At 45.1% G+C, this 26753-nt stretch carries 20 protein-coding genes; 12 read left to right on the top strand and 8 right to left on the bottom strand.

The annotated features are described in order from the left end of the window. Nucleotides 1–2 precede the first annotated feature (2 nt). The 6 genes from F461_RS0106765 (at nucleotide 3) to F461_RS0106790 (ending at nucleotide 8144) form a co-directional block, all read left to right on the top strand. Entirely contained in the window at nucleotides 3–1958 is a 1956-nt protein-coding gene (locus F461_RS0106765) for a peptide transporter (RefSeq protein WP_020000396.1), read from the top strand. Nucleotides 1959–2467: 509 nt separating this feature from the next. Continuing rightward, a complete protein-coding gene (locus F461_RS0106770) occupies nucleotides 2468–3349 on the top strand; it encodes a formate dehydrogenase accessory protein FdhE (protein ID WP_020000397.1) in 882 nt (293 codons plus the stop codon). Then, nucleotides 3349–4068 carry a formate dehydrogenase accessory sulfurtransferase FdhD gene (locus tag F461_RS0106775; protein ID WP_020000398.1) on the top strand — a complete coding sequence of 240 codons (720 nt, stop codon included), beginning with the start codon at nucleotides 3349–3351 and terminating at the stop codon, nucleotides 4066–4068. Before F461_RS0106770 ends, F461_RS0106775 begins: the two co-directional genes overlap by 1 nt. Then, a complete protein-coding gene (locus tag F461_RS0106780) occupies nucleotides 4068–4682 on the top strand; it encodes a molybdenum cofactor guanylyltransferase (RefSeq protein WP_020000399.1) in 615 nt (204 codons plus the stop codon). Before F461_RS0106775 ends, F461_RS0106780 begins: the two co-directional genes overlap by 1 nt. Beyond that, nucleotides 4679–5713: a GTP 3',8-cyclase MoaA gene (moaA, locus tag F461_RS0106785; RefSeq protein WP_020000400.1), complete on the top strand. Its 1035-nt coding sequence runs from the start codon at nucleotides 4679–4681 to the stop codon at nucleotides 5711–5713. The genes F461_RS0106780 and moaA overlap by 4 nt, the downstream gene beginning before the upstream one ends. A gap of 307 nt (nucleotides 5714–6020) precedes the next feature. Then, nucleotides 6021–8144 carry a methyl-accepting chemotaxis protein gene (locus tag F461_RS0106790; RefSeq protein WP_020000401.1) on the top strand — a complete coding sequence of 708 codons (2124 nt, stop codon included), beginning with the start codon at nucleotides 6021–6023 and terminating at the stop codon, nucleotides 8142–8144. Between the two features lie 70 nt (nucleotides 8145–8214). Here F461_RS0106790 and F461_RS0106795 read toward each other — a convergent pair whose 3' ends face one another. The 4 genes from F461_RS0106795 to F461_RS0106810 form a co-directional block, all read right to left on the bottom strand. Further along, nucleotides 8215–8691 carry an outer membrane lipoprotein gene (locus tag F461_RS0106795; protein ID WP_020000402.1) on the bottom strand — a complete coding sequence of 159 codons (477 nt, stop codon included), beginning with the start codon at nucleotides 8689–8691 and terminating at the stop codon, nucleotides 8215–8217. A gap of 143 nt (nucleotides 8692–8834) precedes the next feature. Beyond that, complete coding sequence (locus F461_RS0106800; protein ID WP_020000403.1) at nucleotides 8835–9533, bottom strand: response regulator; 699 nt, start codon at nucleotides 9531–9533, stop codon at nucleotides 8835–8837. A gap of 15 nt (nucleotides 9534–9548) precedes the next feature. Further along, complete coding sequence (locus F461_RS0106805; protein ID WP_020000404.1) at nucleotides 9549–11546, bottom strand: ATP-binding protein; 1998 nt, start codon at nucleotides 11544–11546, stop codon at nucleotides 9549–9551. Then, nucleotides 11543–12790 (bottom strand): ABC transporter substrate-binding protein, encoded by a 1248-nt coding sequence (locus F461_RS0106810; protein WP_020000405.1) that lies wholly within the window; start codon nucleotides 12788–12790, stop codon nucleotides 11543–11545. Before F461_RS0106810 ends, F461_RS0106805 begins: the two co-directional genes overlap by 4 nt. Nucleotides 12791–13029: 239 nt before the next feature. Between F461_RS0106810 and F461_RS0106815 the strand changes: the two genes are divergently transcribed. The 4 genes from F461_RS0106815 to F461_RS0106835 all read left to right on the top strand — a co-directional run bounded on the left by F461_RS0106815 (nucleotide 13030) and on the right by F461_RS0106835 (nucleotide 18191). Further along, nucleotides 13030–13905: a transposase gene (locus F461_RS0106815; protein ID WP_020000406.1), complete on the top strand. Its 876-nt coding sequence runs from the start codon at nucleotides 13030–13032 to the stop codon at nucleotides 13903–13905. Nucleotides 13906–14170: 265 nt separating this feature from the next. After that, entirely contained in the window at nucleotides 14171–14413 is a 243-nt protein-coding gene (locus tag F461_RS0106820; RefSeq protein WP_020000407.1) for a hypothetical protein, read from the top strand. A 25-nt stretch (nucleotides 14414–14438) separates the two neighbouring features. Then, the gene (gene fdnG / locus F461_RS0106830; RefSeq protein WP_082208186.1) at nucleotides 14439–17477 is read left to right on the top strand and encodes a formate dehydrogenase-N subunit alpha; all 3039 of its coding nucleotides are present in this window, start codon (nucleotides 14439–14441) and stop codon (nucleotides 17475–17477) included. Nucleotides 17478–17480: 3 nt separating this feature from the next. Continuing rightward, nucleotides 17481–18191 carry a 4Fe-4S dicluster domain-containing protein gene (locus tag F461_RS0106835; protein WP_020000408.1) on the top strand — a complete coding sequence of 237 codons (711 nt, stop codon included), beginning with the start codon at nucleotides 17481–17483 and terminating at the stop codon, nucleotides 18189–18191. A 221-nt stretch (nucleotides 18192–18412) separates the two neighbouring features. On the opposite strand, the gene F461_RS0106840 is transcribed toward F461_RS0106835, so the two are convergent. Beyond that, nucleotides 18413–19615 carry a conjugal transfer protein TraF gene (locus tag F461_RS0106840; protein WP_020000409.1) on the bottom strand — a complete coding sequence of 401 codons (1203 nt, stop codon included), beginning with the start codon at nucleotides 19613–19615 and terminating at the stop codon, nucleotides 18413–18415. 543 nt (nucleotides 19616–20158) lie between these two features. Between F461_RS0106840 and F461_RS0106845 the strand changes: the two genes are divergently transcribed. After that, complete coding sequence (locus F461_RS0106845) at nucleotides 20159–20872, top strand: molybdopterin-guanine dinucleotide biosynthesis protein MobB (protein ID WP_020000410.1); 714 nt, start codon at nucleotides 20159–20161, stop codon at nucleotides 20870–20872. Between the two features lie 198 nt (nucleotides 20873–21070). On the opposite strand, the gene F461_RS0106850 is transcribed toward F461_RS0106845, so the two are convergent. Genes F461_RS0106850 through F461_RS0106860 form a run of 3 tightly spaced genes read right to left on the bottom strand, consistent with a single transcriptional unit; the run spans nucleotide 21071 to nucleotide 24123 of the window. Then, nucleotides 21071–21403 (bottom strand): STAS domain-containing protein, encoded by a 333-nt coding sequence (locus tag F461_RS0106850; protein ID WP_020000411.1) that lies wholly within the window; start codon nucleotides 21401–21403, stop codon nucleotides 21071–21073. Nucleotides 21404–21416: 13 nt separating this feature from the next. Then, nucleotides 21417–21857, bottom strand: coding sequence for an ATP-binding protein (locus F461_RS17280; protein WP_020000412.1), 441 nt, complete (start codon nucleotides 21855–21857; stop codon nucleotides 21417–21419). Further along, complete coding sequence (locus F461_RS0106860) at nucleotides 21850–24123, bottom strand: SpoIIE family protein phosphatase (protein ID WP_020000413.1); 2274 nt, start codon at nucleotides 24121–24123, stop codon at nucleotides 21850–21852. The genes F461_RS17280 and F461_RS0106860 overlap by 8 nt, the downstream gene beginning before the upstream one ends. Nucleotides 24124–24206: 83 nt before the next feature. Between F461_RS0106860 and F461_RS0106865 the strand changes: the two genes are divergently transcribed. Beyond that, nucleotides 24207–26735 (top strand): ABC transporter ATP-binding protein/permease, encoded by a 2529-nt coding sequence (locus F461_RS0106865; RefSeq protein WP_020000414.1) that lies wholly within the window; start codon nucleotides 24207–24209, stop codon nucleotides 26733–26735. Nucleotides 26736–26753 lie beyond the last annotated feature (18 nt).

Here is a 26753-nt window from a genome sequence, read left to right on the forward strand (position 1 = left end):
CCATGTATCAAGATAAAGAATTACAAGAATATCGTGATCTACTTCAGCCACCTACCGAGTTTGAGCAAGGCTTTGACTGGAAAACCATAATCGGTGCCATATTTATTGGCTTCCTGATGATGCCGGGCAGCATGTACTTGCAACTCGTCATCGGTCAGGGCATCGGCCCTGCTGCGCGCTGGGTTACGATTATTCTCTTCGCAGAAGTAGCAAAGCGTTCGTACACCGAACTAAAACAACAGGAAGTATTTCTTCTATTTTACATGGCAGGTGCCGCTCTTGCATCACCATTTTCGGGTCTATTATGGAACCAGTACCTTGTGCAGTCGGACGCTGCAAAGATGCTCGGACTCACCGAATTTATTCCTACATGGATTGCACCTCAACCCGGTTCAGAAGCCCTCACAGGAAGAACCTTTTTTCATCAGGACTGGCTCATCCCGATATTGCTTCTTGTGGGTGCGCAAATAGTTCAGCGAATTGACCACTTCGGGCTGGGCTATGCTCTCTACCGCCTCACATCCGATGTAGAAAAGCTACCGTTCCCGATGGCGCCAGTGGGAGCCTTGGGCACTATGGCACTGGCTGAGTCAACTGAAGACCGCAAATCCGGTTGGAAGTGGAGAACCTTCTCTATTGGCGGTGTCATCGGACTTGCCTTCGGTTTTTTCTATATACTGCTTCCGGCACTCTCCGGCTTGCTTTTTGAAGAACCCATACGCTTAATTCCAATCCCGTGGATTGAACTGACACGCCATACGGAAGCTGTTCTTCCTGCAGTGGCGACAGGGTTACAGTTCGATCTGACGCTGGTCTTTGTGGGTATGGTACTCCCTTTCTGGGCAGTTATCGGCGGACTTGTGGGGCTACTTGTTACCATAGCCGCCAACCCTATCCTATTTGATATAGGCATCCTCCATCGTTGGAAACCGGGAATGGAAACCGTTGAAACAGTTTTTGCAAACAACTTTGACTTCTACATGTCCTTTGGTATCGGGCTAGGGCTTGCCATTGCCATCATCGGTATCTGGCAAGTAATCCGTTCTTTCAGATCACAAAGTGGCGATCTGGACTTTTCGAAACTCTTCAACCCGCCCGCAGGACGCGGTGATATTAACTTCTGGCTTTCCATAGGCATATACGTCTTCTCGACCGTCACATACACACTTATCTGCCGCTGGCTTGTTCCTAGTTTCCCCTGGATTTTTTTCCTGCTCTACGGTTTTGTCTACACTCCTATAGCATCATACATCAGTGCCCGTATGGAAGGTATTGTCGGACAATTTGTCTCTCTACCGTTCGTACGTGAAGCAAGTTTTATAGCCGGAGCAAAGTACTTTGGATATAGCGGAATAGAAATCTGGTATGCTCCGATTCCGTTACATAACTATGGGGAGGCAACGGTACAATTCCGAGAAATCGAACTTACCGGCACAAATCTGCGCGGTATCATCAAGGCAGAGTTTGTAGTCTTTCCGATTGTAATTATAGCCTCTCTTCTCTTCTCACAATTTCTGTGGAGACTGGCTCCAATTCCGTCGGCAAGTTACCCTTATGCTCAAAAAATATGGCACTTGCAGGCATTAAACTCACTCCTTCTGCAATCGTCCACCCTTGAAGGAAACTCTCTCTTCTATCAGGCTCTGAGTCTTTCCTATGTGGGTTCCGGTATCGGTCTCGGACTTATCATGTATGCATTCCTGTCCGTATTCGGGCTCCCAGTCATGCTTATTTATGGCGTTGTACGCGGACTTGGGCAATCCACACCTCACGGAATAATTCTGGAAGTTATCGGTGCTCTTTTAGGCCGCTACTTCTTCTTGAAAAAATACGGCAAACAATGGCGACATTATGCTCCAGTCCTTCTTGCCGGATTCTCCTGCGGCATGGGACTCACCGGTATGCTTGCCATGGGCTGCACACTTATCCTGAAATCGTTAAGTCAGCTTGCTTACTAACAATATGTCTACTTACCTCTACACAGTACGCCGCAATTTCACGTAACAAACTATCTTATTAAAAAAGAAAACAAACCGGAAAATCGTTTCACGATTTTCCGGTTTATTGCTTCCCTATGCCTGTTATTGACAGAGCTTAATCCAAACTTATTATCTAATAGTGCACTCAAGACTTCATTCATCCTTTTCACGTACGTCCGGTACATAGTGCTTCCTTCACAGAATGAGGTTCATCCTGTAACTAAAAGCACTGCAATATCACACAACTTACGTTACGCATTCTTTCATCATGTTAACGCATAACGTCGATGTGCTGTTGCCATCAATAAACAATGTTCATTCTGATTATTTCCAGTTCTTTCTCGTTATGCAACATCCTGCCATCTTTTAAATAACGGCTTGTGTTGTGTAACACTATGAGCAGGAAATAAAAGCGTTGTCCTCACTCGAAGTCACGATACAGTGGGGACTCCTGAATGTTCAGATATAAATCTTCCTGAGGAGATAGAATGGAATTTAATCTGGAATTAGAAACTAAAAGACTTGAACGTAAACTTACACATATCGCTGAAAAAGGTTTTCTACCTCAAGCTCTTTTACAAATCGTAAGCAACACGGCAGTGCTGCAACTTGCAAGCCGTGCTAAAATTTCTGTGCAGCCGCTACAGCCTCAGGTAACATCAGGCATGCACATTCAAGGCGCACCGCTTGTAACCAGAGCTGCGTTTACATACGACCCTAAAGAAACTGCTATTCTTTTTGGAAAATTGCTGGCTATGCTGGATAACGCTGAAGAACCGCTGGCATCTTCTGCTGTCAAACTCCGCAACGCCATTGAAAATAAAGAATTAAGCATTCAGGAAGCATGTGATGCATTTATTGCAGATGACAACATGTTCTTCGCAGACTGGGCTGCCCGCATTCCAGAATCTCCAAGTCTCGTACGCTTTCTGGCTCAAGGCAGCCTAACTCCGTCATTACAAGTACAAACAGATCTTTTGAAGGAACACAGAAACGACGAAGAACCGTGGCCGTACGGGCACTGCCCACACTGCGGATCTCAGCCTTTAATTGCTTCTTTAAAAGAAAAGGAAGGGTTCAAGCACCTTACCTGCTCATTCTGCCGCCTTGAATACCGGGCAAAACGCCTTCAGTGTGCGTTTTGTGGAGAAGAGGATCATAACAAGCTTGAATACTTTAAAGCGGATGGCGAGCCTGGATACGAAGTACACGTATGTAAAACATGCAGCTGCTATATCAAAGTTAGCGATTTCCGCGAACTCGACCGCGTGAGTATCCCCGTTCTTGATGACCTTGAATCTCTCACTCTCGACATTCTGGCACGTAAACAAGGATACGCTCGCCCTACACTCTCAGCATGGGGGTTCTAATGACGAAAAGTAAAACTCACTCCAGCTGCGAACCGAAACCAATTACGGTTACGCAGTATAAAGACGGTCAGTGGGCTGTTCATCCTGACATCGTAAGTATTGAAGTACCGATCAAACTAAACTTCGAAGGTGAGTCACATACGCTCTGGGCGTGGCCGGAAAACCTTGGAGATCTGGTTGCAGGTCACGCACTGCTCGACCTTGACGGAGGCAGTGCTAAAACTACGGTTGAGAAAGTCTGTAATGACGAATTTACCGTAACCATCGGCGACACCATTGAAAACAATCTTGAACCGGGAAAACTCCACGGTTCAGAGATACTCAGCGCTATCGCAACTTTTATTGAAGAAGAAGGCCAGTGGCACGGTACTGGTTGCTTCCATCGTGCAGGTGCATACAACGCAAAAACCCACACAATGCTTCACCGCACTGAAGATATTGGACGGCATAACTGTATTGACCGTCTTGCAGGATGGGCAAGCCGTACGGAAACCCCTCTGTCCGGCCTTGTCCTCATGATTTCTGCACGGGTGACAGCAAGCCTGTGTGCTAAAGCCATTCGCGCCGGATACAAGTTTATCATCAGCCGCTCTGCTGTAACAAGTGCTGCCATTGCAATGGCACAGGAGCATGATGTTACACTAGTAGGCTTTGCCCGTGATCAGGAAAAACGCTTTACCGTTTTTCACGATTTACAGACTCCGAGGGTTCTGACCTAATGCATAAAAGCGGTTCTGAACATCTCACCGGAATCGTTCTAGCCGGTGGGTTAAGCTCCCGCATGGGGCATGATAAGACCCGTATCCATGTGCATGGAGATTCCGAACCAGATCTGCTTGTATACACGTGCAGGCTGCTCGAATCGGTATGCTCAGAAGTCTGGATTTCCAGTAGAGATATACGGCCGCACGCTGACGGCTACCTCTGGGTTAAAGACGAAATTGAAGGTAAGGGGCCTATAGGCGGTGTAATGACCTCCTTGCGTGCAGCGCAAGGCCCTATCCTTGTACTGTCCTGTGACCTTCCGTTTATGAACAAGGAAATACTGCAAAAACTCATCAGCTTCTGGAAACAAAGGCCTGTAGGGACACTACATACGACCTTTGTGCAGGAAGAAACTGGTTTTATTGAAGCGCTAGTCTCTATTTACGAACTCGAGGCACTGCCTCTTTTTGAACAGGCGATCGATGACAGGATGTACAAATTAAGTCAGGTTGTTCCTAAGGATCAGCAATACTGTTTGCCGTATGACCAACAGGAATCACTACCATTCTTTAACGTAAACTATCCCGCAGACCTTGAAATGGCCCGGAGGATCATAGCTGCAATATGACACATACAACATCTAGTTCCCAGACAACGTCCTCCGTTGCTCTTACCGACAACCACGGGCGCACTGTCAATTACCTGCGTGTTTCGATTACTGACCGCTGTAACCTGCGTTGCATGTACTGCTGGTCTGCCGACGGGATGGAGTTTATCCCTCACAAAAACATTATTACGTATGAAGAGATTGTCAGGCTCGTGGATATTTCCGTTAACATGGGAGTCAGTAAAGTACGCCTTACCGGAGGCGAGCCGTTTGCCCGACGCAATTTTCTTGATCTGGTCAAAATGCTGCGGTCCAGACATCCTGATCTGGACTTGCGCCTTACCACAAACGCAACATTGATGAATGGTAAAGCAAAAGCGTTAGCTGACCTTGGCGTCCGTTATATAAACATTTCTCTGGATACGTTTGACCGCAAAAAATTCCAGAGTATTACAGGACGCGACATGCTTCGCAACGTAACACGTTCCATTGATGAATGTTTAGCAAACGGGCTTGGGGTAAAAATCAACACTGTTGCGCTTAAAGGCATCAATGATGATGAACTGCCTGTCTTTGTTAACTTTGCACGGAACAATCCGGTGGACGTACGTTTTATCGAGTTTATGCCTATGGGCAGTTGCAGCGCATGGAATGAAAGTAACTTTTGGTCTGCTGATGATATTTTAGAAGAAGCCGGAAAGCTGGCTGTCCTCACAAAACTTGAAAAGGGAGAACGACGTTCCGGACCGGCAAAGCTGTTCGGGATAAAAGGTGGCAAAGGGCGCCTCGGCTTCATTACACCTATGTCAAACCACTTCTGTTCTTCCTGCAACAGGCTACGCATCACTGCTAACGGCATGTTGCGTACCTGCTTGTTCTCCGACAGCGAAATTGATTTACGTGCGATGCTACGCAACTCCTCCATTACTGATGGAGATATTGCCAATGTCATGCGTGAGGCTAATGCAAATAAACCGCTAGGAGTTGAGCTTCTTAAGGCCAAAAAACAAAATGAAGTGGCGATAAAACGTATGAACGCCATTGGCGGGTAGTCATTACCATAGACCACTACGATCCGCCCCGACCTTGTTTGAAAAAAAGATGAATGGCTGCAGTATTGCATCCATTCATCTTTTTTATTAGCAAGTCAGCAGGAATCTATCTTTACACTTGTACCACATTGTAAAGCTACAATTTTCACCACAACACCCCACGACAATGACAACATAACACCTACAGACTAATGTATTGCTTTAACTGACCGATCCCAATGAAGTATGAGCAAGAAAAAACTCCAGCCATCCGCACCGATTCTCTCTCCACATTTTCACACTCAACCCAATATGACCGGAGTTACACATGAATTTCAAATCGTTAAAGCTAAAACTGCTTGTGCAGATTTCAGCCTGCTTCCTTGTGTTTATTGGACTTCTTCTCGCCATTTCAATCAGCTCGTCATACAATGAAGCGAATGAATCAGCGCGTCTTTTCTCTAACGAAGTTGTAAACAAGCAACAGTTAGCAATTGATGAACAATTTAATCAAGGCTTTACTATTGCCCGAACCCTTTCACAAACAATTAAGGGAATACTTAGTGCGGACACCCCGAAAAGCCGGGAGCAGGTTGTTCAAATTTTAAAAGATGTTGCTATCAGCAACCCGAATTTGTTTGGAGTTTGGCTCGCCTTTGAACCTAACGCCTTCGATAATGACGACGCTTACCTTAATGAAAAGACATACAGTCTGGACAGTGGTCAATTTGCCCCATACTGGAGCCGTTCCGAAGGAACATTACATCTGGCTCCATGCCCACCGCTAAACGATACGTGGTATACGCACAGCCGTGACACTCGCCAAGAGTTCGCCACTGAAGTTACAACCTATAAAACTTCATCAGGTTCCACTTACAGCGTTTCCAGTCTCTCTGTTCCAATTATCATGAACGGGAAAGTGCTCGGCGTTGTCGGCGTTGATCTTTCAACTGATTTTCTCAACAACATCGTGGACACACTTACCGCATTCAATGGAAAATGCAGTTTAACACTCGTATCTTCAAGTGGAAAAATTCAGGCTCACACAGGCAATCCAGACGCTCTGGGAACGAATATCGACACAATTATCCCACGCGGTAGCTCCCTGCTACAACGCACACAGCAGAATAAAGTTATACAGACAGAAGATGAAAACTTCTTATATTTTTTCGTACCGGTTCAACTCGGCAATGCAAACGATAACTGGGCGGTAGCCTTATCTGTAGCTAAAGACGTTGCACTTGTTAATGCAAAGAACTTAACCATAAAACTGATTCTGCTAGGCATGCTATGCATTCTCGGCGCGCTCGGTGTCACATTCTATCTTGCCGGATTTATCGCCCGCCCAATCATCCAAAGTTCTGACGTTATCACCCAAATTGCACAAGGAAACCTGTCTGCCCGTTGTAATCCGAATGGACGCGATGAAATTGCAGCAATGCAACACGCTGTGAACTCCATGGCAGAAACACTTCAGCAAAACATCCACGAAATTGAACATAATATGAAGGAAGCACGCGTCCGCTCAGAAGAAGCCGAACAAGCAACAACTCAAGCAAAAACTGCTGAAGAAAGCGCACGACAAGCTTATAATCAGAGCCAGGAAGCTGCTAAAGAACTTGATAAACTTGTACTGAATCTCACATCTGCTTCATCAGAGCTAAATTCACAGATTCTTAGCACCGCAGAGGGAGTACACCAACAAGACGCGCGAAACAGCGAAACCGCAACTGCTATGGAAGAGATGAACAGCACTATTCTGGAAGTTGCAAGAAATGCTTCTGAAGCGGCTACAAGTGTAGATGTTGTTTTCAATGAAGCAGAATCCGGCCTTGCAGTGGTAAGTGAGTCAGTTTCTACTATTAAAAATGTATCTAACCTTTCAGAACAGCTCACAAAAGAAATGAGCGGGCTTGGCAAGCAGGTTGAATCCATTGGAGAGATACTTAATGTAATCAGCGACATAGCAGACCAGACAAATTTACTTGCCCTTAACGCAGCCATTGAAGCAGCACGGGCAGGCGATGCAGGCCGCGGGTTTGCCGTTGTAGCAGATGAAGTGCGTAAACTTGCCGAAAACACAATGGAAGCAACGGGTCGTGTAGGAGCGGCTATACAGAGCATTCAAACCGAAACACAGCAAAACATAGAAGCTATGGCCAATACCGCCAGTGCGGTTGAAAACGCCACAGATCTGGTCACCCAGTCCGGAGAAGCCTTTGAGCGCATTGTTGCTAAAATCACTCCTGCTACGGATCAGGTAAGAGCCATTGCAACAGCAGCAGAACAACAATCAGCCGCCAGCGAAGAAATTACTCTGGCTATTGAAGAAATCAGTCGCATTTCTTCTATGACGACAGATAAGATGAAAGAAGCAGAATCAGCCGTACATGATGTAAATTCTGTTTCTGATTCACTCAAAGCAACAATGAATAAATTATTATCACTTTAATTAGCACTATTCAAAAATAGACATAAAAAAAGCGACCCCGAGGTCGCTTTTTTTATGTCATATTTATAGACTAATACGGAAGAACTCTTGCTCGTCCATTCGGCGATGTTACAACACGAACACGCTGCCCAACGCTATAATTTGATCCTTCAGCAGCCTGAACTATAGAGACAGAGTTTCCGGAATCTAATTTTACAGTTATCTGCACGCCGTTGGTTTTCTGAAACTCATCTTCGGCCAGTGCACCAGCAGCAGCACCAATAATTGCACCACCTACCGCGCCAAGAACCCGTCCAGATCCGCCGCCAATTTGACTACCAAGGACACCGCCAGCAACACCGCCGCCAACCAAACCGACGCCTGTGTTGTCGTCTTTAATGGTAACCGCGTTAATACGTGTAATTGTTCCGTAACTGATTTTGTCAGCCTGCATCGCTTGATCGCCGGAGTACACATTTGGATTATATCTGTTTGTACAACCTGCTAGAATTGCTAACGCCAGCAATACCAGAAGCAGTTGATACCGTTTGGTTATTGACCAGATCATGTCTCACCTCCTGATAGTTAGGTACCCTGTAAAAAATACGAAAAAGTCACCTATCCGAACACGATTTTTTTGACCCCATCCCGTTAGTTCGAGTATTTGAAGTCAAAAAAACTATTTAACTATCAAGTATTGTTGACAATATTTTACAGTTGCACATCCTGTATATTATCTACAAAGGTTGCAAATCTGGTCACACCCATTATTTCAAAAACATTGCGGAAGTTCTCTGACAAACCAGAAATAACAACTTTTCCGCCGTCATTATAAAATGAACGAATTGAGTCGGTCAGCAAGGCAATCGCAGCACCGTTAATAGAGGTATTTTCTGTAAAATCCAAAACGATTCGCTGAGCCCTTCCTGCGCCTTTAAACGCATGTTTTATTTCTGCTTCATCCGCAGTTCCAAGTGTACCGCGAACGCTAACTACCATCGTATCACTTGTAAATCGCGTGGCCAGTGTTATAAATTTTTCCGTGTTCAACTTAATACGCTCTTCAACACGTTCCAAAGCTTTTTCAAGAACTTCAAGACGGAGAGGCTTATTGATAAAGTCGGTGGCATCAAGGTGTAACGCCTGAATAGCAACATCCATATCGCCATGCCCTGTAATAACAACGACTTCAACATTAGGCTCGTCTTCTTTAAGACGACTAAGCACTTCAATGCCATCCATACCGGGCATTTTAATGTCAGTTAACACCAGCGGCGGACGATGTTCCGCAAAAACCTCAAGTCCACGTTCTCCGGAATTAGCTAACAAAACCTCATGCCCCAACGTACTCAATAACAATTGAAACATTGTTAGTGTAGGTTGCTCATCATCAATAACTAAAATCTTCATACAAATTACCTTTCCCTAATTGGCTACTCGAGCCACCTCTTGACGCGGGAAACGAACAGTAAAGCATGTGCCTTCACCTACTGTGCTTAGAATACTGAGCTCTCCCCCATACTCACGCACAATACCGTAGGATATAGCAAGGCCAAGCCCCATTCCTTGCCCTGTGGCCTTTGTTGTGAAGAACGGTTCAAATACCTTCTCCGCCACATGGTCAGGAATACCGGTTCCGTTATCTTCAACCGAAACAGATACCCCATCATCGTCATATTCTGTTCGAATCAGAATACGGCCTCTCACATCCCTTCCATCTTCATTTCTTTCTACAATAGCGTCACGGGCATTAATTACTAGATTCAACAACACCTGCTGCAACTTGTTGTGCTGTGCAGTAATGTACGGCAGTTCCGAATCTAGTTCTGTGACAATATGAACATCCTCAATAAGGAATTGTCTGCTAAGTAATGAAACAACAGACCCTACCGGCTCGTTCAAATTTACATCTTCAAGCAACAAGTCCGCTTTTCGACCGAACGACCTGAGTGTATTTATGATGTCAGAAGCCCTGTCGACCTGTGTGCTAATTTCAGTAACAACTTGTACATACTGCTCCGGCGGGATTTCAATACCCTGCTCGTGCACCATTGATAAGAAATCACTGCCCATACGGATGGCATTCAATGGCTGATTAAGCTCATGTGCTACCCCAGTGGACATTTCACCAAGAGACTTCATCTTAGATGCCTGAATAAGCTGAGCATCTTTTTCTACAATATCAGTAACATCGGTTGTCGCAACAATAATCGCCGGACGGGTGCGGTAACTGATAAGACAGGCTGTCAAGTTGACATACATAGGAATTCCGTCTTTGCGTAAATGCACAATACGCGCAGACTTCATCGCCTCAGCACACAGCTCATCATTGCCGAAGTATTCAAAACATTCTTTTGCATGCTCTTCACCAAGCACCGAATAGGGCATACCAACCAGTTCATCACGAGTATACCCGTAAAGTTCCTCTGTCCGCGGGTTTGCATCCACCAATTTCCGAGTCTGCACATCCACGACAAAAATAGGATCAGGCCCGCTGCGGAAGAGTGACCGATAAGTATTTTCTGATTCCTGCAATCTGCGACGGTACAACCGGATAGACCACACCATATTGCGAAAGGATGTAGTTAGCTGCTGAACCTCATCACCATCACTCGGCTCATTATAAAATGCACATTTTTTACAACGATGCGGTCTTGCCTCTGTTTTGCCGGAGCCCATCCGCTGTTCATCAAAATGCCAACAAGGCAAATCCGTATCATGAAAGGCAGGACACGCTATCTGCTCCTCAGTATTAATAAGGTCTGAAGAGGAAAAATTACCTCGCGATAGGTCATCTGAAATTTTGGTCAAAGTCATGACAGGATCGGCTATATATTTTGCTAACCTATGACTAACCCAAAAAGTAATAATAATGACCGCAGAGATAAACCCTAAGAACATTGCGCGCAACTTACCCACAAGGTTATCTATATGCGCCTTAGATAACCCCACATGAACCGTACCTATTTGATAAATACCCTCTTTAATGGGTACTGCAATATCATACGCTTCATGCCCTCCAAATGGCACAATCTCAACGCTCTTTTCTACCTTATGCGTAACGGGGTTAATACCCTTTAACCTTTTAGGAAAGGGAGTTGTAAACGTATGGCTCATAACCTTTCCGTTTTTCCCTTCAACATAGATATACGCGACAAGATTTCTACGCTCGTAGAGCTGCTTTTCATCAAAAAGCACACTTAGCAGGTGGTCTGTGTCATTTTCTAAAATATATTCTGTGCCACGTGTTGCCACGCTATGCGCAATAGCTGTCCCCCGCATTTCAAGTTCCTGCGTCAGCCCGGAAATAAGTATCCAGCGCGCAAGCAAAGCGATAGTGCCGCTAATAAGCAAAATGACTATCAGAATAGAAAAGAAGAATTTATTCTTCAAACTGAGTTGTGCAAATTTTGAGCGAATCATTGGATAACAGGCTCCTCAAGTTTGACCAAAGCACTACGCTTTAACAATCGGTCAATATCGTCAATCAATTTAAATTCGCCATTGTCCAACACGGTATAGTACACCATATCCAAGCCCTGATGATCGTTAGGAGTGAAGGCTACAGAAGCATATCCACCAAGCGGTAAATCCATCGATTCCAATGCATTCATAAAACATTCTCGGGTTAGACTCCGTCCAGCCCTGCGCAATCCTTCAACCAGAACCCGTGCATTCAAATACCCTTCAAGGCCGACTGCACTAGGCACGTCTTCCGGATAATATACTTTCAGGTGGCGCACATAATCATCTGCAATCCCCATCAGGTCACCAACCTGATGCGCAGAAGGAGGGGGAACAACCTGCGAAACAAGCACGTCTCCCTTTATGCCGTCCGGCAAACGTCTGGCAAGCTCTTCCGCACCAACAAAAGATACATTAAAAAACACGGCGTCCAGCCCGAGGGCATCCGCTTTTTTAATAAATTCTGCGCAAGGCTCGTAGGTACCTACAAGAACAACAGCATCCGGCTGAGCTCCAACTATACGCTGCAGCGCCTCATCTATGTTCATTCGACCCCGAACATATGAGCCACGTGCAACGGGTGCAAGCCCTACTTCACGCAAAGCAAGCTCTGTTCCCGTAAGCCCGTCAAATCCATATGCATCGTATTGATAAAAAACTGCAATCCGTTTGCATTTCATTTTGGATACAAGCAAATCAACAGCCGCTTTCGTTTCCTGATAGTAAGATGCGCGGATATTAAAGACATACGGATTAAAAGGCACACGCAATGCATTAGCCCCTGTAAAGGCACCAATTAATGGAATTTGTGCTTCTTCAATAAGTGGTAAGACACGAACTGTAGTGGGAGTTCCAACAAAGCCGAAAAGAGAAAAGACATTTCCGCGACTAATCAGCTCATGCGTATTGGCAAGACATCTGGTGGGATCATACCCGTCATTAATAGCCTGTAATGTAATAAGCCTGCCATGCACGCCTCCAAGAGCGTTAACATTGCGTAAATAGCATAATGCACCACGCAATGTTTGTATCCCCAGATAACTTGCATGTCCTTCCAGAGCCAGCGAAGAACCAAGGGTAATTTCCGTGGAAGAGACACCAGGAACCGTGACATGCTGCACAGTTTTTTTCACTTCCGTTTCACATCCTAACAGTACAACACAGAGCACTGCACAAGCCGCAAACTTCAATGCATTACGCATACACGCTCCCTGGAAAAGTAGGAAAAAACAAAGGTACTCTTCTTATATGATGTATACTCTCAGGTAGTTAACCGCAAGTTCTTTGTAAGTAACAGCTGTGTCTTACAACCATGCTACGCTGATCTATACAGCATTTTGAAAATTTTATAATGCATTAACATTTCAAATTCTTGTTTGTACAACCAACTAAAAAGAATGTAGTTCTTGCACCAGTGTCAATTTAGCAGTAAGTATGTTCTATGCAAGAAACAGCAGTTTTCGACATCTCAATGCTTAATTCTGAAGAGGCAGCATTAGAATACCTTCTTTCTTTTTGTTGGCCTTCCGGAGTGCGCTTCTGCCCAAGATGCGGACAGCACAAGCTTTATAAGCTCTCAGGAGGACGCTATCGCTGCGCGACTTGCAAATATACTTTTCAAGATTTCAGTGGGCGCTGGATTAACAACGGCAGCCTGCCTTCATCTACTTGGCTCCATCTCGCACACATGTTCCTGCAAGAATATACAGTGCACGAACTGGCACAGGAAGTTAACCTTTCCTACAATGCTGCCTACAAAGCAGTAACCACTATTCGTTTCGCCTTACTTGCGCACGCAACAGATGCGCGACAACTTCTCGGGCCTGAAACCGGTCTTGGCAAATACATTAAAGGAAAGAAACTTACAGGTGCACCACCTGCAAGAGCCAAGGGTGCTATCCCTGTTTTTGGTATCATGGAGCGTAACGGCTGGGTCTTTATTGACCTCGTCAGTGGCATAGAGGCTGAAACCGTTTTCCATTTCAACCACAGTTTCCATCTTGCTCTTTTCCGTGCCGGAAACATCATATACACGGGTAAATACCGTCAGTATGATGCTCTTATTCTGTGCGGAGATGACTCCTTACCGTATGAGTATATACGAAAATATGATCATGACTTTCCGATAAAAGAAGGGTCCTTCTGGGAATTCGGTCATTCCCGACTAAAGCGTTTTAAAGGGATTACACCGCAACGCTTCCCGCTTTACCTCAAGGAACTCGAGTTCCGCTACAACAACAGAGATGGAGACACGCTCTCCCTTCTTCTGTCCCAGCTGTGCGATCTTGTTCCTGACTTCACCCCTTTCAAAAAGTAGCAACACCGTAAAATTTTTACATGTAGAGTAGTTGCGTCCAATCGAGTGCCAAACTATGCGCATAACCAGTGTCAAACCATGAGCATATGTTTTTCTCATCACCATAACATGCTGAATTTTAAAACTATACACGCTATACCGAGTGCTGTAGACCCCCTAAGCTCTCTTCTTTTGTATAACAACATCATTCATCGCTAAGCTACTTTCATCATAATGATTTCATTGTGTTTTCATCACAGTGATCAATTTTGGAAGGGGTTTTTTTATGGAACGAAAAATTCGTTCTCAACACGATGAAGTGATGTTGCTTCCTTTTTCCGGACTTGGGACTACCTTGTCCTGCGCTAACGCGCATGCCGCGTTGTGTAAACTTACTCTCATCCCAACCGGAAAAAAATCTGACTCTGTTCGACCGTTGCTGCCTACTGCATTCATTTCCGTATACAATGGATATGGTTCCGGATTCGGCATGCTAATAGCGCTTGGTCGAGAAACCAGAGGGCGCTAACAGTGCTTCATTATCAGGAGGAACAATGACAGTCTCACGCAGGCAATTCCTCAAGCTTTCTGCAGGCGCTGCCACCGCGTCTGCTTTTGGCGGTCTAGGCATTTCCTTAAAGCCAACCGTCGCGAAAGCTGAGCTCCAAAAACTTAAATGGGCTAAGCAGACAACATCCGTATGTTGTTACTGTGCTGTAGGTTGCGGCCTTATTGTACACACAGCCGAAGACGGAACCGGCCGCGCAATTAACGTAGAAGGCGATCCGGATCATCCAATCAATGAGGGTGCCCTCTGCGCTAAAGGCGCTTCCATCTGGCAACTCGCAGAAAACGCAAACCGTCCTCAGACTCCATTATATCGTGCACCTAACAGCACAGAATGGAAATCCGTTTCATGGGACTGGGCGCTCTCAGAAATCGCTAAACGCGTAAAACATACCCGCGACCGATCTTTCCAGCTCAAAAATGAAAAAGGCGAACAGGTCAACCGCACCGAAGCCATAGCGTCTGCTGGCTCAGCAGCTATGGATAACGAAGAGTGCTGGGCATATCAGTCATTACTCAGATCTCTTGGATTGGTATACGTAGAACATCAGGCGCGCATCTGACACAGCGCAACTGTAGCGGCTCTGGCAGAGTCGTTTGGACGCGGTGCGATGACAAACCACTGGATCGATCTAAAGAACAGTGACTGTGTATTAATCATGGGCAGCAACGCTGCCGAGAACCACCCGATTTCTTTTAAGTGGGTAATGAAAGCCAAAGACAACGGCGCAACACTTATCCATGTAGACCCCCGCTTTACTCGTACCTCTGCAAAATGTGATGTGTACGCCCCTATTCGTTCAGGAGCGGATATTCCGTTCCTCGGCGGTCTGATCAAATACATCCTTGATAACAATAAGTACTTCCATGACTACGTTGTTAACTACACCAACGCATCTTTTGTAGTGGGTAAAGACTACACATTTGATGACGGATTATTCTCCGGTTTCGACCCGAAAAAGAGCACCTATGACAAATCTAAATGGGCTTTTGAAGTGGACGACAAAGGAGTTCCGGTCCGTGACGAATCCTTGAAGAATCCGCGTTGCGTATTCAACCTGCTTAAAAAACACTTTGCACGTTACGACGTAGATACCGTTTCCACCGTTACCGGAACCCCAAAAGAAGACATCCTTACAGTTTATAAAACATATGCAGCGTCCGGTGCGCCGGATAAATCTGCAACTATCATGTATGCAATGGGATGGACTCAGCACACAGTCGGTGTTCAAAACATTCGCACCATGGCGATGGTACAGCTCCTTCTTGGTAACATCGGCGTTGCCGGTGGCGGTGTTAACGCGTTGCGTGGTGAATCCAACGTACAGGGTTCCACAGACCACTGTCTGCTCGTCCATATTCTGCCGGGCTACCTCGGCACTCCGAAATCAAAATGGGCAGACCTTGCAGCATATAACAAAAACTGTACTCCTAAATCTGCTGATCCTATGTCCGCCAACTGGTGGGGTAACAAGCCTAAGTATGTATCCAGTTTTGTGAAATCAATGTATCCGGTAGCATCCCTAGAAAAGGGGTACGAAATGCTGCCAAAACTTGATGCGCACAAGCCGATGACAGAATACTACTGGCTTTCCATGTTTGAAAAAATGCACAAAGGCCAGTTTGACGGCTTCTTTGCATGGGGACAGAACCCTGCCTGCGGTGGTGCAAACGCCAACAAAAACCGTGAAGCAATGGCTGAACTTGACTGGCTTGTTAACGTAAACATCTTCGATAATGAAACAGCATCGTTCTGGCGCGGGCCGAATATGAAGCCCGAAGATATCAAGACGGAAGTATTCTTCCTTCCATGTGCTGTTTCCATTGAAAAGGAAGGTTCCGTCACCAACTCCGGCCGCTGGATGCAGTGGCGTTACCGAGGGCCAAAACCATATGGTCAGACCCTTCCTGACGGAGATATAATCCTTAAACTCACCGACAAAATCCAACAACTCTACAAAACAGAGGGCGGCGCCTATCCTGACCCTATCGTAAGCCTTGGTTTACAAGACTGGCAGAACAGCCATGGCCATTTTGACGCACATGGCATTGCTAAACTTATCAACGGTTACTTCATGAAAGATACCGAGATTAAAGGCAAACTGTTCAAAAAAGGTCAGCAGGTCCCGAGCTTTGCATACCTCAAAGATGACGGCTCAACCTGTTCCGGCAACTGGCTCTACTGCGGGTCCTATACAGATAAGGGCAACATGGCTGCCCGACGTGACAAAACCCAGAATGACGCACAAGCAAATATCGGCTTGTATCCAAACTGGGCATGGTGTTGGCCTGTAAACCGCCGTATTCTCTACAACCGTGCATCCGTTGACCTCACCGGTAAGCCATATGCACCTAAAAAAGCTGTTATCAAATGGACTGGAGACAAAACTAAGTGGCAGGGCGACGTTCCTGACGGTGGATGGAAACCGGGCACTAAGCATGCGTTCATCATGCGCAAACACGGCTTCGGCCAGCTCTACGGCCCGGGTCGAGCAGAGGGACCATTCCCCGAACATTATGAACCGCTCGAATGTCCTATAGCGAAGAATCCGTTCTCTTCACAGCTGCATAACCCTACTGCGTTCCAGATTGCCAGTGAGGAAAAAGCTGTTGCCAACCCGCGCTTCCCATATGTCGGTACAACCTACCGTGTAACCGAGCATTGGCAGACCGGCCTTATGACCCGTTATCAAGGCTGGTTACTTGAAGCAGAGCCGCAGCTGTTCTGCGAAATCAGTGAAGACCTTGCGAAAAAAGAAAATATTGCCAACGGCGAGACTGTTCATGTTTCCAGTCTGCGCGGCAAGCTCGAGTGTGTTGCCATCGTAACTAAACGCATCAAGCCTTACAAAGTCCATGGTCAGGACGTACATCTCGTTGGCCTGCCTTGGCATTATGGCTGGGTGACACCGAAAAACGGTGGTGATTCTGCAAACCTCCTCACACCTTCTGTGGGCGACCCTAACACCGGTATTCCGGAAACCAAGGCGTTCATGGTCAACGTGAGCAAGATAAAGAGAGCGTAAGTCATGGCAAAGAAATTCTTCGTTGATCTTACCCGCTGTACGGCATGCCGTGGCTGTCAGGTTGCGTGCAAGCAATGGAAAAAGCTTCCGGCTGAAGCAACTGTCAACTGGGGTTCACATCAAAACCCTAAGGACCTTAGCTTCAATACGCTGCGGCTTGTCCGTTTCGAGGAAATCGTAAACAATGGTAAAGTTGACTGGCTATTCTTCCCAGAACAATGCCGACACTGTTACGAGCCGCCTTGCCTCGGGCAGGCGGAACTCGATGACGAACGCGCAGTTATTCAGGACGAAGCAACAGGCGCAGTTATTTTTACCGAGTACACCAAAAATGTTGATGCTGACGGCGTTCGCGAGGCGTGCCCGTATGATATTCCGCGCAAGGATCCTGCAACGGGACAACTCTCAAAATGCGATATGTGCATTGACCGTATTCAAAACGGTATGAAGCCAGCCTGTGTTCTTTCCTGCCCGACAGGTGCTATGACCTTCGGTGACGAAGACGAAATCGACGCACTGGCAAAGGATCGACTCGCAGCAGCACAAAAGCGCTATCCAGAAGCCGTCCTCGGTGATCCGGATGATGTACGTGTGGTCTACCTGTTCCAACAGGATCCTGCAAAATACTTTAAAAAGGCTATTGCAGCCGCATCCCCTAATATGATGAATCGTAAGCAGATGTTTGCACGTCTGCTCGGCACCTCAAAGGCATAGCAATTCACGCTCCTGATAGAGAGGCATGCAGTCCACCATCTGCATGCCTCTTTTTTAAATTCAGAAATGTCATCTTCAAATTTTTTTATAGTGTGCCAACGCCCTACCTATAAAAATTAAAAAAGCCCCACCTGATATCAAGCTCGAAGTTCTTCTCCTCCATGCTTTTTATTAGATGAGGCCTCTTATGGCTTATGTATTGATCGTGTTAGCTGACATTACTAAAAAGTAACCCCTAACTCTACAGCCCCGCCATACACTCCACTCCCACCGTATGCACCAGCTACATCCAAATGAAATGCACCAAATGGAGAAAATCCTAAACCAGCAGTCACTGTTCCCGGAATAGTTCCGAGCATGTCGTATCGGTAGCCGGCACGCAGCTGAACCCAGTCAAAAGCATTTATTTCAGCACCGACTCCGACAAACTGCGTGTCATCGAAGGAGTTACTAAAGCTGTTAATCGTGCCGGTAACATTATCAAAACGTTCGCGCTTTGTTAATTCGACATCAGCAGAAAGAGTAATCCAATCTATAGGAGTATACGCGGTCCCCACCGTAACCATCGGGTTAAGTTTGTACTCCCCTTTCACAGCGGATAACCCTTTGCCATTCCCATCGATATCAAAAGATTTCGGAACAAGGTTCTGAGCAGTAACAGCAAATGTCACATCGTAATGGGTTGTAAAAGCGACTCCAAGGTCAACATTACCTGTAAATTCAGAGTGTTTAAAGTCATCCAATTCGACATCGTCACTATCAAAAGAATCAACTTTCTGCACATATTTCATTGTCCGTACTTCTTGAAGTTTTGGACTAACGCCAACATAAAGGTCACCATACTTCACGGTAAACTTTTTAGCGAATGTCACCCCGTACTCTGTGGCATTAAATAGAAATGCACCACCCTGAGACTGTAACGGGTTGCCCGCAATTGCATTAGCGACATCAGCATCAATATCTCCAATATCACCAAAGCCAAAAGAATCAACATGGGTCACAGCAAAAAAACCAAACGTTACTAAATCGGCAGGAACAACAACCGAAGCACCTGCACTTACTTGAGCATTAAGAGTAGAATCATTAACGCCTGTTAATAGCTGTTTTGCCTTCTGGATTTCTTCAATTGAAGAGCCTGCATCTAAATCGATCGCATCCTTGAGATCATCCAGATCCTCCACCAAATTATCCTTATCGTAAAAAACCCCGGAAACACTCGGTAGCGCTAATCCAATATCATCTGATTCTTCATACTTGGCAGCTAAAGCAGGGTTATGAAATAAGGCTGTTTTGTAGTCAGCAGAAGCAACACCACACCCTCCCATCCCTAGAGAGCGAGCATCTGTCAGCTGTTGTGCAAATGATGTTTCTGCAAAAATGCAAAGCAAAAACATCATAAAATACGCAACTTTTATCATTCTCATTGTAGAACCCCTCGTAATTCACTAAAAAATTGATATAGTTTCGACCAATACACTACATCTGCTATCATTATTTATTCTAAAAAGGAATCAACACTCATTTATCACTGGTTATACAATTGTTAAGCTGAGTTATATAAGAAAAATACTATTTCTATCTCATGTATACATATACAAAAAAAGTCTCAGCATTAACTGAGACTTTTTTTACTTAATAATAACAATGTATATTTTTTAAGAAAAAGACGACTATCTAGAATTGCATGGGTTTAACATTAACATTATATTACAATATAAATTCTATACAATATAAATGTAAAATTTAAATTACAAAATACATAAACAATGTTTACCAGTGCATCTGATTTATAACAAAAAATGGACACTACGTTGCAGCAGATGGTGCTATCGCCTAAATTCATTTAACAAGGTTGAATTTCAGACGTGCGAAATTATACATTGATATGATCAAGAAATATCAATGCTTGATTTTTCCTGCACCGAAGGCGAACATATATTTTTAAACACCGTATTGAGGTCTTCGTTATGAAAGCTGTCAGCATTGTTGGATACAAAAAATCTGGTAAAACAACTCTCACCCGCAAACTTGCTGATGCTCTTGAAGCACGCGGCAAGACCGTGACAATTGCAAAATTCACTCACTCCGGCTTAACCAAACCGGATACCGACACTGGGCAATTCATAAAACAAGGAAGAACCGTCATTGGGCTTAGCGAGGATGAATGCGCCATCCATTGGGGTAATAAAAAAATGCTGCCAGATGTACTTCCATTAGCACAGGCAGATTACTTGCTGGTTGAGGGAGGGAAGACTCTAAGCTGGCTGCCACGTGTTATCCTCCTGCGCAAACCGGAAGAACAGGAAACCTTGGACAGAGGGCTTGCTATTGCTTCTTTTGGCGACCTCAAAGCAGCAAACCTTCCAAACTACACTGATGCAAACCTTGATGAACTTCTTGACCGTATTGAAAAAAAATCCTTTATGCTGCCAGCACTTGACTGTGGAGCCTGTGGTGAAGAAACTTGTGAAGTCATCGCTCAAAAGATAGTTGCGGACAAAGCTACCATAAAAGCATGTAAATCTATCAATAACGCAACAATGACCATTACAGTCAATGGTTCTCCTGTCGGCCTTAACCCCTTTGTAGAAAACATCATCCGTGGCTCCATAGAAGGAATGCTCGGCTCCTTAAAGGGCTACGCTCCCGGTAGTGACGTCGAGATAAAAATTTCTAAATAAAATACATGAGCCGATCTGCCTGATCGGCTTTTTTTTACCGCTTATACAGCAGGACTCACACCTACCGCTTACTCCTTCCAACACTTGCTGCCACAAGAAGTCTGCTAGATTCTTGGCACGGCTCTACACACAACGAAACACGGTGCAACAGGTAATGATATAAACAGGTACAACCGTTCCCATTCGGTTAGCTGTTTATTAAAATTCGCTCACAGCGTCGTCGCGACTTGTATACATACCAAACAATTGGTCATAACCCGATATTTCGAATACTTCTTGAATATAATCACGCGCACAGCACACTGCAACTTTACCACCATTTGGATGAAGTTGCTGATATGCCATAACTAAAATTCTAAGACCGGCACTATTAATATAATCAAGCTCTTCAAAATCGAACAGTAAGCGCTGGTTTCCTCCACCAATCAATTCTTCCACTTTAATCTCAAGCTCTTTTGTATGGGAACCATCCAGACGGTTGCTCATTGCGAGAATCGTACAGTTGGGTAAATCAATGGTTGTTAATGCCATATATGGCTCCTTTCTAGTGAGTTTCCGAATTTATCCTTGCACAAATAAGAGCGTAGTTTTTTCCTGCAGACCTATAATACGTAAACGAATCCATAAGCTTACGCACCAAATGTACACCCATGCCGCCTATTGGTTTCTGCCTGTCTTCTATCGGAGTGTTTAATTCCGGCTCCTGTATTTTGGAGATGTCAAAGGGCATCCCCTCATCTATAATCTTGGCATAGAAGACGCCCCGATCAATACACACTACAACATCCACTTCGGGAGTTTGCGTCTCGTTAAAAGCATAGTTAAAGATGTTACTTATCAGCTCATCCAGTGCGAGGGTAATCTTAAATACTACAGAAGGCGCAATAGAGCGCTCCTCTGCCATATCATCAATTGCAGATACAAGTTTGATGAATTCATCGCGCGTGCGAATTACCATTCTATAGCATATGCGCCCGCTATTCATTCTTATCATTCTCCTGCATGAAGAAATCACTATTACAAATGGTTGTATCCTGACACCCTTCATTTGCAGTTTTATCTTTCTTAAGTACAACAAGTGTTACATCATCTGCATTCGGGATATTCTTTTGCCATGCCTCAACAGCATCAAGCACGTAATCTCTTATTTCCTCAGCAGTTTTTGTAGCATGTTCACGGATAATATCACGCACACGCTCTTTACCGAACAAATCTCCGTATCCACCTTTTCTCGCTTCCCATATTCCGTCAGTTCCCATAAAAATTATAGTTCCCTGTTGGGATAGCTCTATTTCGCTTTCCTCATATTCAAAACGCTCTATCACACCAAGCGGCAATCCTTTGCCTCGCAGTTCTATAAAATCATCCTGCTCCGGCAGATACACGATTGCGGGATCATGCCCTGCCCGAACCCAACGAACAATATTACTATGCTGCATTATTTCCAGATAAAACAGAGTCATAAATTGCCCCGTACCATGCACATCCTGCGCAAGCAGATTACTCACCTGAGAAACCCTGCGGGAAGCACTTATTCGTGAGCATTCAGTATGCACCCTCAACAAAGCACGAGCCGTAGTCATCAATAAGGCAGAGGCTACACCATGGCCAGAGACATCACCGACAACAACAGAAAGCACAGGCTCCCCGTCACACGCAGTCATATAATAATCGTAATAGTCTCCACCAGTTTGATCACAATAGCGAATAGCACCTGAGATTTGCCATCCCGGCAATTTTGGACTCCGGGCCGGAAGCAGGTTCTCCTGAATTCCCTGCGCCACATCAAGAGCCTGCTGTGTTTCCAGTAGATGTTCGAGCTGCGGACCTATCCGGTTAAACGTCTCCACAAGCGTATCGCGTTCGTCACCAGTTTTAAAATCAACCCGTGCACCAAAATTACCCTGAGCCAGTTCTTTGAAAGCATCGATCATTAAATTCATCGGCTTAGAGATAGTTTGGCTGGCGTAAATAGCAAAAAAGAACGTCAGGAAGATAATGACAACAACAGCTATCTCAACAATGCGCTGTTGAGCAGAGCTTGCCCAGTAGAGATAGGCCAGTATTTTGTTGGTCAGCTGCATTACATCATCTTCCGGCACCACAGCTATAAAATAACTGTTATCTTTAAATGGCGCCCATGCCACAAGACAAGACACCCCTTCCCACGGCATTAACAACGTACCGGATGTACCGGATGCAACGGCGTTCATAAATTTTGCTTTCAGTTCATCATTTTCAAACGTAACCCAGCGCTCTTTCGCTCCCCCCATTACCCATGAATACTCTTCATTGTTCTCGCCCCTCTTATAGGTATGGGCAATTATGCGCAGCCCTGCACTCCCTGTCCTCGTATCATCCGCTTCTTCAGCAAGAATCAAACGAGCATTGTTCGACCATGCCGCCGTGATATTCCCGCCGGATAATCCTTGCTCCATTAGAATATCCAATCCCACAACGCCAACTATCTCATTTTCCGCACCGTATAGCGGTGCCGAGACTGTGAATAACAACTTGCCTGTCGAAATATCCGTCACCGGGGCACGCCAAACTATTTCTTTCTTTTCAACAGCAAGGCGATACCATATTCGTTTGCGCGGATCATACCCTTCTGGAAATCCTGCATGAGCAGGATAATAAGCTAACAACCCGGACTTGGTACCAATATAGACTTTGTAGAGAAATGATCCGCATGATTTTTTCAGTTCTTTGAATAAGGGGAGTAAGCGAATCAGTTTTTCTGCTTCACGCTTTGCAGCAGCTTGTTCGGCCTGCTTCTGCGGCAAGTAAAAAGCCATATTCCCAAGGGAAATATACTTGCTTATGTCACTGCCATATTTGACCATATGTTCACGAGTCGGCGCGTGTTGTGGATCGACAACAAGATCTGCAGGATACGGGAGAGTCGGATTAATTTGGTCGGAGAACAGCAGCTTTGAATTTACAGACGGAGGCATCTCCATAAGATTTTGAGATGTAAGAGAAACTACATCAATAATGACGCGTCGCATCCGTTCACTGCTCTCAAGATTTTCTGCAAAGTTGACTGCAATATTTTCCATAGAGAGACTTGCCTGTTTCACAAGATCATTACGGGTACTCTCAAATAAGTATTCTTTTATGTCTGTTTCCAGCTGCTCCACTGTAATCAGCGTACCGCAAATAGGGAGCACGCTGAATAACACCAACGTGAGAAACAGTTTCCACCGTAAGGACAATCTGTGAATAAGTGTCAACTTTTTAAGTGCCATTACACATAGTACCGTACCTCTCTTCTTAATATTGTTATATATCCCTGTAAGATGTGCCTTTCATTTATAAAAGGATACCAAGCATGGCAAAACAACTTCCACCGGTTACGAAGCGTTCCATGTACTTTTGGGTACTACATAAAAACAGGCCGTTACAACTAACAATGATTACAATCATTGTTATAACGGTCGCCATGCGACTTGTTCCTATTGAAATGCAAAAACGCATTGTTTCTGATGCAATTCAACTCAAAAAAATTGATGCCCTTATCTACTACTGCATGATTTATATTTCGGCAGTATTCCTTGCCGGTATTCTCAAGTACACGATCAATATTCTTCAAGCAAAAGTAGGAGAAAGCACTCTCTACAGAATCAGAAAACATCTCTATGACCATATCCTCACCCTCCCCATGCCTTTCTTCCGCAGGACTTCCCCCGGCCTTGTCGTTTCCACTCTCATGGCAGAGTTGCTGCCCATGGCTACGTTTGCTGGTATGGCCATTTCAGCCCCATTAGTAAACATACTCACATTCTTCGCTTTTGCAGGATACATGGTCTACCTAGACCCACTTCTTGCGGCACTTTCCGTTGCCATTTACCCCGTAGAAATGCTGATTATTCCAATCCTGCAACGCAAATATAATAAGCTGAATCGCCAGAAAACAAACGAATGGCGACGCACAAGCAGTATTATCAGTGAGTCTATGACCGGCATCCATGAAATACAAGGTAACTGTGCATATTCATTGGAAGAAACAAAATTTCAAAAATCTGCAAACTGGCTTTATGACCTAACGTATCGTCTTCAAATCGTAAAATTCGGCATCAAGTTTACGAACAATATTTTCCAATCTCTTGGGCCATTTATTCTATTTCTTGTCGGCGGCTATCTGGCAATTCAAGGAAAATTTCAGTTGGGTGCACTGGTGGCATTCCTTTCTGCATACGAAAAACTTTACGATCCATGGAAAGAGCTTATGGAGTTTTATCAGCTCTATCAGGACTGCGTTGTGCGGTACAAACAAGTTATGGATTACTTTGATCTGCTGGCAGAATTTCCTTCAATGCCAGTGGGCAGAGATGTCTACAAACTGAACGGCCACATCGAACTGAAAGATTTATCTTTCACAATCGGCACGAACATTCGACTACTGGATAATATTAATCTGGAGATTAAAGCTGGAGAGCACCTTGCCCTTGTCGGGTTCTCAGGAAGCGGTAAATCCACACTCGCAAGTGCAGTTGGGCAAATGCTTAAATATACCGGAGGCAGTGTGCAGCTGGATGGACATGAGGTTGCCCAGATGTCCAAACAGGATATAGCGGAAAACGTTGGAATTGTTGCCCAGCATCCATTTATCTTTGACGGCACCATACTGGACAACCTTGTGTACAGCAGTGAAGCGCTCATGCGGCAACGAGGTGAAACAGAGCCAGAACTGCCAGATTTGGACCGGATCATTGAAGTAGCGCAACAGGTGGGTCTCTTTGTTGATGTGCTCGGTTTCGGCCTGCGCACAACTCTTAAAAAAGATTCTTCACCGGAACTAATAGAAAGTCTCATCCGCGCCCGGGAGCAGTTCCAGCAATTGCACGGTGCACAGCTTCATAATGATATTGAATTTTTTGATTCCAGAAAATATCTGCAATACGCGTCCATCGCAGAAAATATTGTATTTGGTGCCCCGCGGGATGAAAGCATCTCCCTCTCAAACCTTCACGAACAACCAATTTTTGTTAATTTCCTTAAAGAATCAAATATATTTCAACAACTTGAACTACTAGGCAGCAATATTGCCATACGCACCATTGAGCTTATTCATAACTCTCCGGATGAACAGGAACTACTGCAACGCAGCCCAGTCCCTGCGGAAGATATGCCTAAGTTCAGCCGCATAGTCGAACAACTGCGCAGAGCTGAAACGCCCGAAAAGGGACTGGAAAATCTAGATCAAGAGGCCCGTGGAGCTCTCCTCTACCTTAGCCTCAACTTTACGCCTAGCCAGCATACTATCTCCTCCATACCGGAAGATATTTTCACCTCAATAAGCGGGATTCGCACGTCATTCAAAAAATACATGGATGAACATATGCCGAACACGTTCAACACATACAACCGTAAAAGTTATGTGCACACACTGACTATTATGGACAACATTGCGTACGGTCACATCAAACTTGATAACGCAGGAGCAGAAGAACGTGTCCAGCAACACATGAACCAGTTGCTTATTATTGAAGGCGTATTGGAAACAGTCCTGCAGATAGGTTTGGAACACAATGTTGGTAACATGGGCGAAGATCTTTCAGGCGGTCAACGTCAAAAAGTTGCCCTTGCACGAGCTTTCCTCAAACAACCACCTATTTATATTTTCGATGAAGCCACTTCCGCCTTGGATAATGCGTCACAGACCCGCATACAAAATATTATGGAAAGGATGCTCAAAGGCAAAGCAACTATTCTCTCTGTTGTACACCGTCTGGACACCTTACCGGGGTACGATAAAGTGGCAGTGCTGCGTAGCGGAAAGCTTGTGGAAAAAGGAACCTATGTTGAACTTATGGAAAAAAAAGGCGCTCTTTACGAACTCGTGCATGGTGCTAACTAACTATAAAGAACTCGGGAG

It is taken from the genome of Halodesulfovibrio aestuarii DSM 17919 = ATCC 29578 (genome assembly GCF_000384815.1).
GTDB classification, from domain to species: Bacteria; Desulfobacterota; Desulfovibrionia; order Desulfovibrionales; family Desulfovibrionaceae; genus Halodesulfovibrio; species Halodesulfovibrio aestuarii.

Coding starts and splice junctions, on each gene's coding strand:
- F461_RS0106765 (WP_020000396.1), top strand. CDS start 3: ATGTATCAAGATAAAGAATTACAAGAATATCGTGATCTACTTCAGCCA.
- F461_RS0106770 (WP_020000397.1), top strand. CDS start 2,468: ATGGAATTTAATCTGGAATTAGAAACTAAAAGACTTGAACGTAAACTT.
- F461_RS0106775 (WP_020000398.1), top strand. CDS start 3,349: ATGACGAAAAGTAAAACTCACTCCAGCTGCGAACCGAAACCAATTACG.
- F461_RS0106780 (WP_020000399.1), top strand. CDS start 4,068: ATGCATAAAAGCGGTTCTGAACATCTCACCGGAATCGTTCTAGCCGGT.
- moaA (WP_020000400.1), top strand. CDS start 4,679: ATGACACATACAACATCTAGTTCCCAGACAACGTCCTCCGTTGCTCTT.
- F461_RS0106790 (WP_020000401.1), top strand. CDS start 6,021: ATGAATTTCAAATCGTTAAAGCTAAAACTGCTTGTGCAGATTTCAGCC.
- F461_RS0106795 (WP_020000402.1), bottom strand. CDS start 8,691: ATGATCTGGTCAATAACCAAACGGTATCAACTGCTTCTGGTATTGCTG.
- F461_RS0106800 (WP_020000403.1), bottom strand. CDS start 9,533: ATGAAGATTTTAGTTATTGATGATGAGCAACCTACACTAACAATGTTT.
- F461_RS0106805 (WP_020000404.1), bottom strand. CDS start 11,546: ATGATTCGCTCAAAATTTGCACAACTCAGTTTGAAGAATAAATTCTTC.
- F461_RS0106810 (WP_020000405.1), bottom strand. CDS start 12,790: ATGCGTAATGCATTGAAGTTTGCGGCTTGTGCAGTGCTCTGTGTTGTA.
- F461_RS0106815 (WP_020000406.1), top strand. CDS start 13,030: ATGCAAGAAACAGCAGTTTTCGACATCTCAATGCTTAATTCTGAAGAG.
- F461_RS0106820 (WP_020000407.1), top strand. CDS start 14,171: ATGGAACGAAAAATTCGTTCTCAACACGATGAAGTGATGTTGCTTCCT.
- F461_RS0106835 (WP_020000408.1), top strand. CDS start 17,481: ATGGCAAAGAAATTCTTCGTTGATCTTACCCGCTGTACGGCATGCCGT.
- F461_RS0106840 (WP_020000409.1), bottom strand. CDS start 19,615: ATGAGAATGATAAAAGTTGCGTATTTTATGATGTTTTTGCTTTGCATT.
- F461_RS0106845 (WP_020000410.1), top strand. CDS start 20,159: ATGAAAGCTGTCAGCATTGTTGGATACAAAAAATCTGGTAAAACAACT.
- F461_RS0106850 (WP_020000411.1), bottom strand. CDS start 21,403: ATGGCATTAACAACCATTGATTTACCCAACTGTACGATTCTCGCAATG.
- F461_RS17280 (WP_020000412.1), bottom strand. CDS start 21,857: ATGAATAGCGGGCGCATATGCTATAGAATGGTAATTCGCACGCGCGAT.
- F461_RS0106860 (WP_020000413.1), bottom strand. CDS start 24,123: ATGGCACTTAAAAAGTTGACACTTATTCACAGATTGTCCTTACGGTGG.
- F461_RS0106865 (WP_020000414.1), top strand. CDS start 24,207: ATGGCAAAACAACTTCCACCGGTTACGAAGCGTTCCATGTACTTTTGG.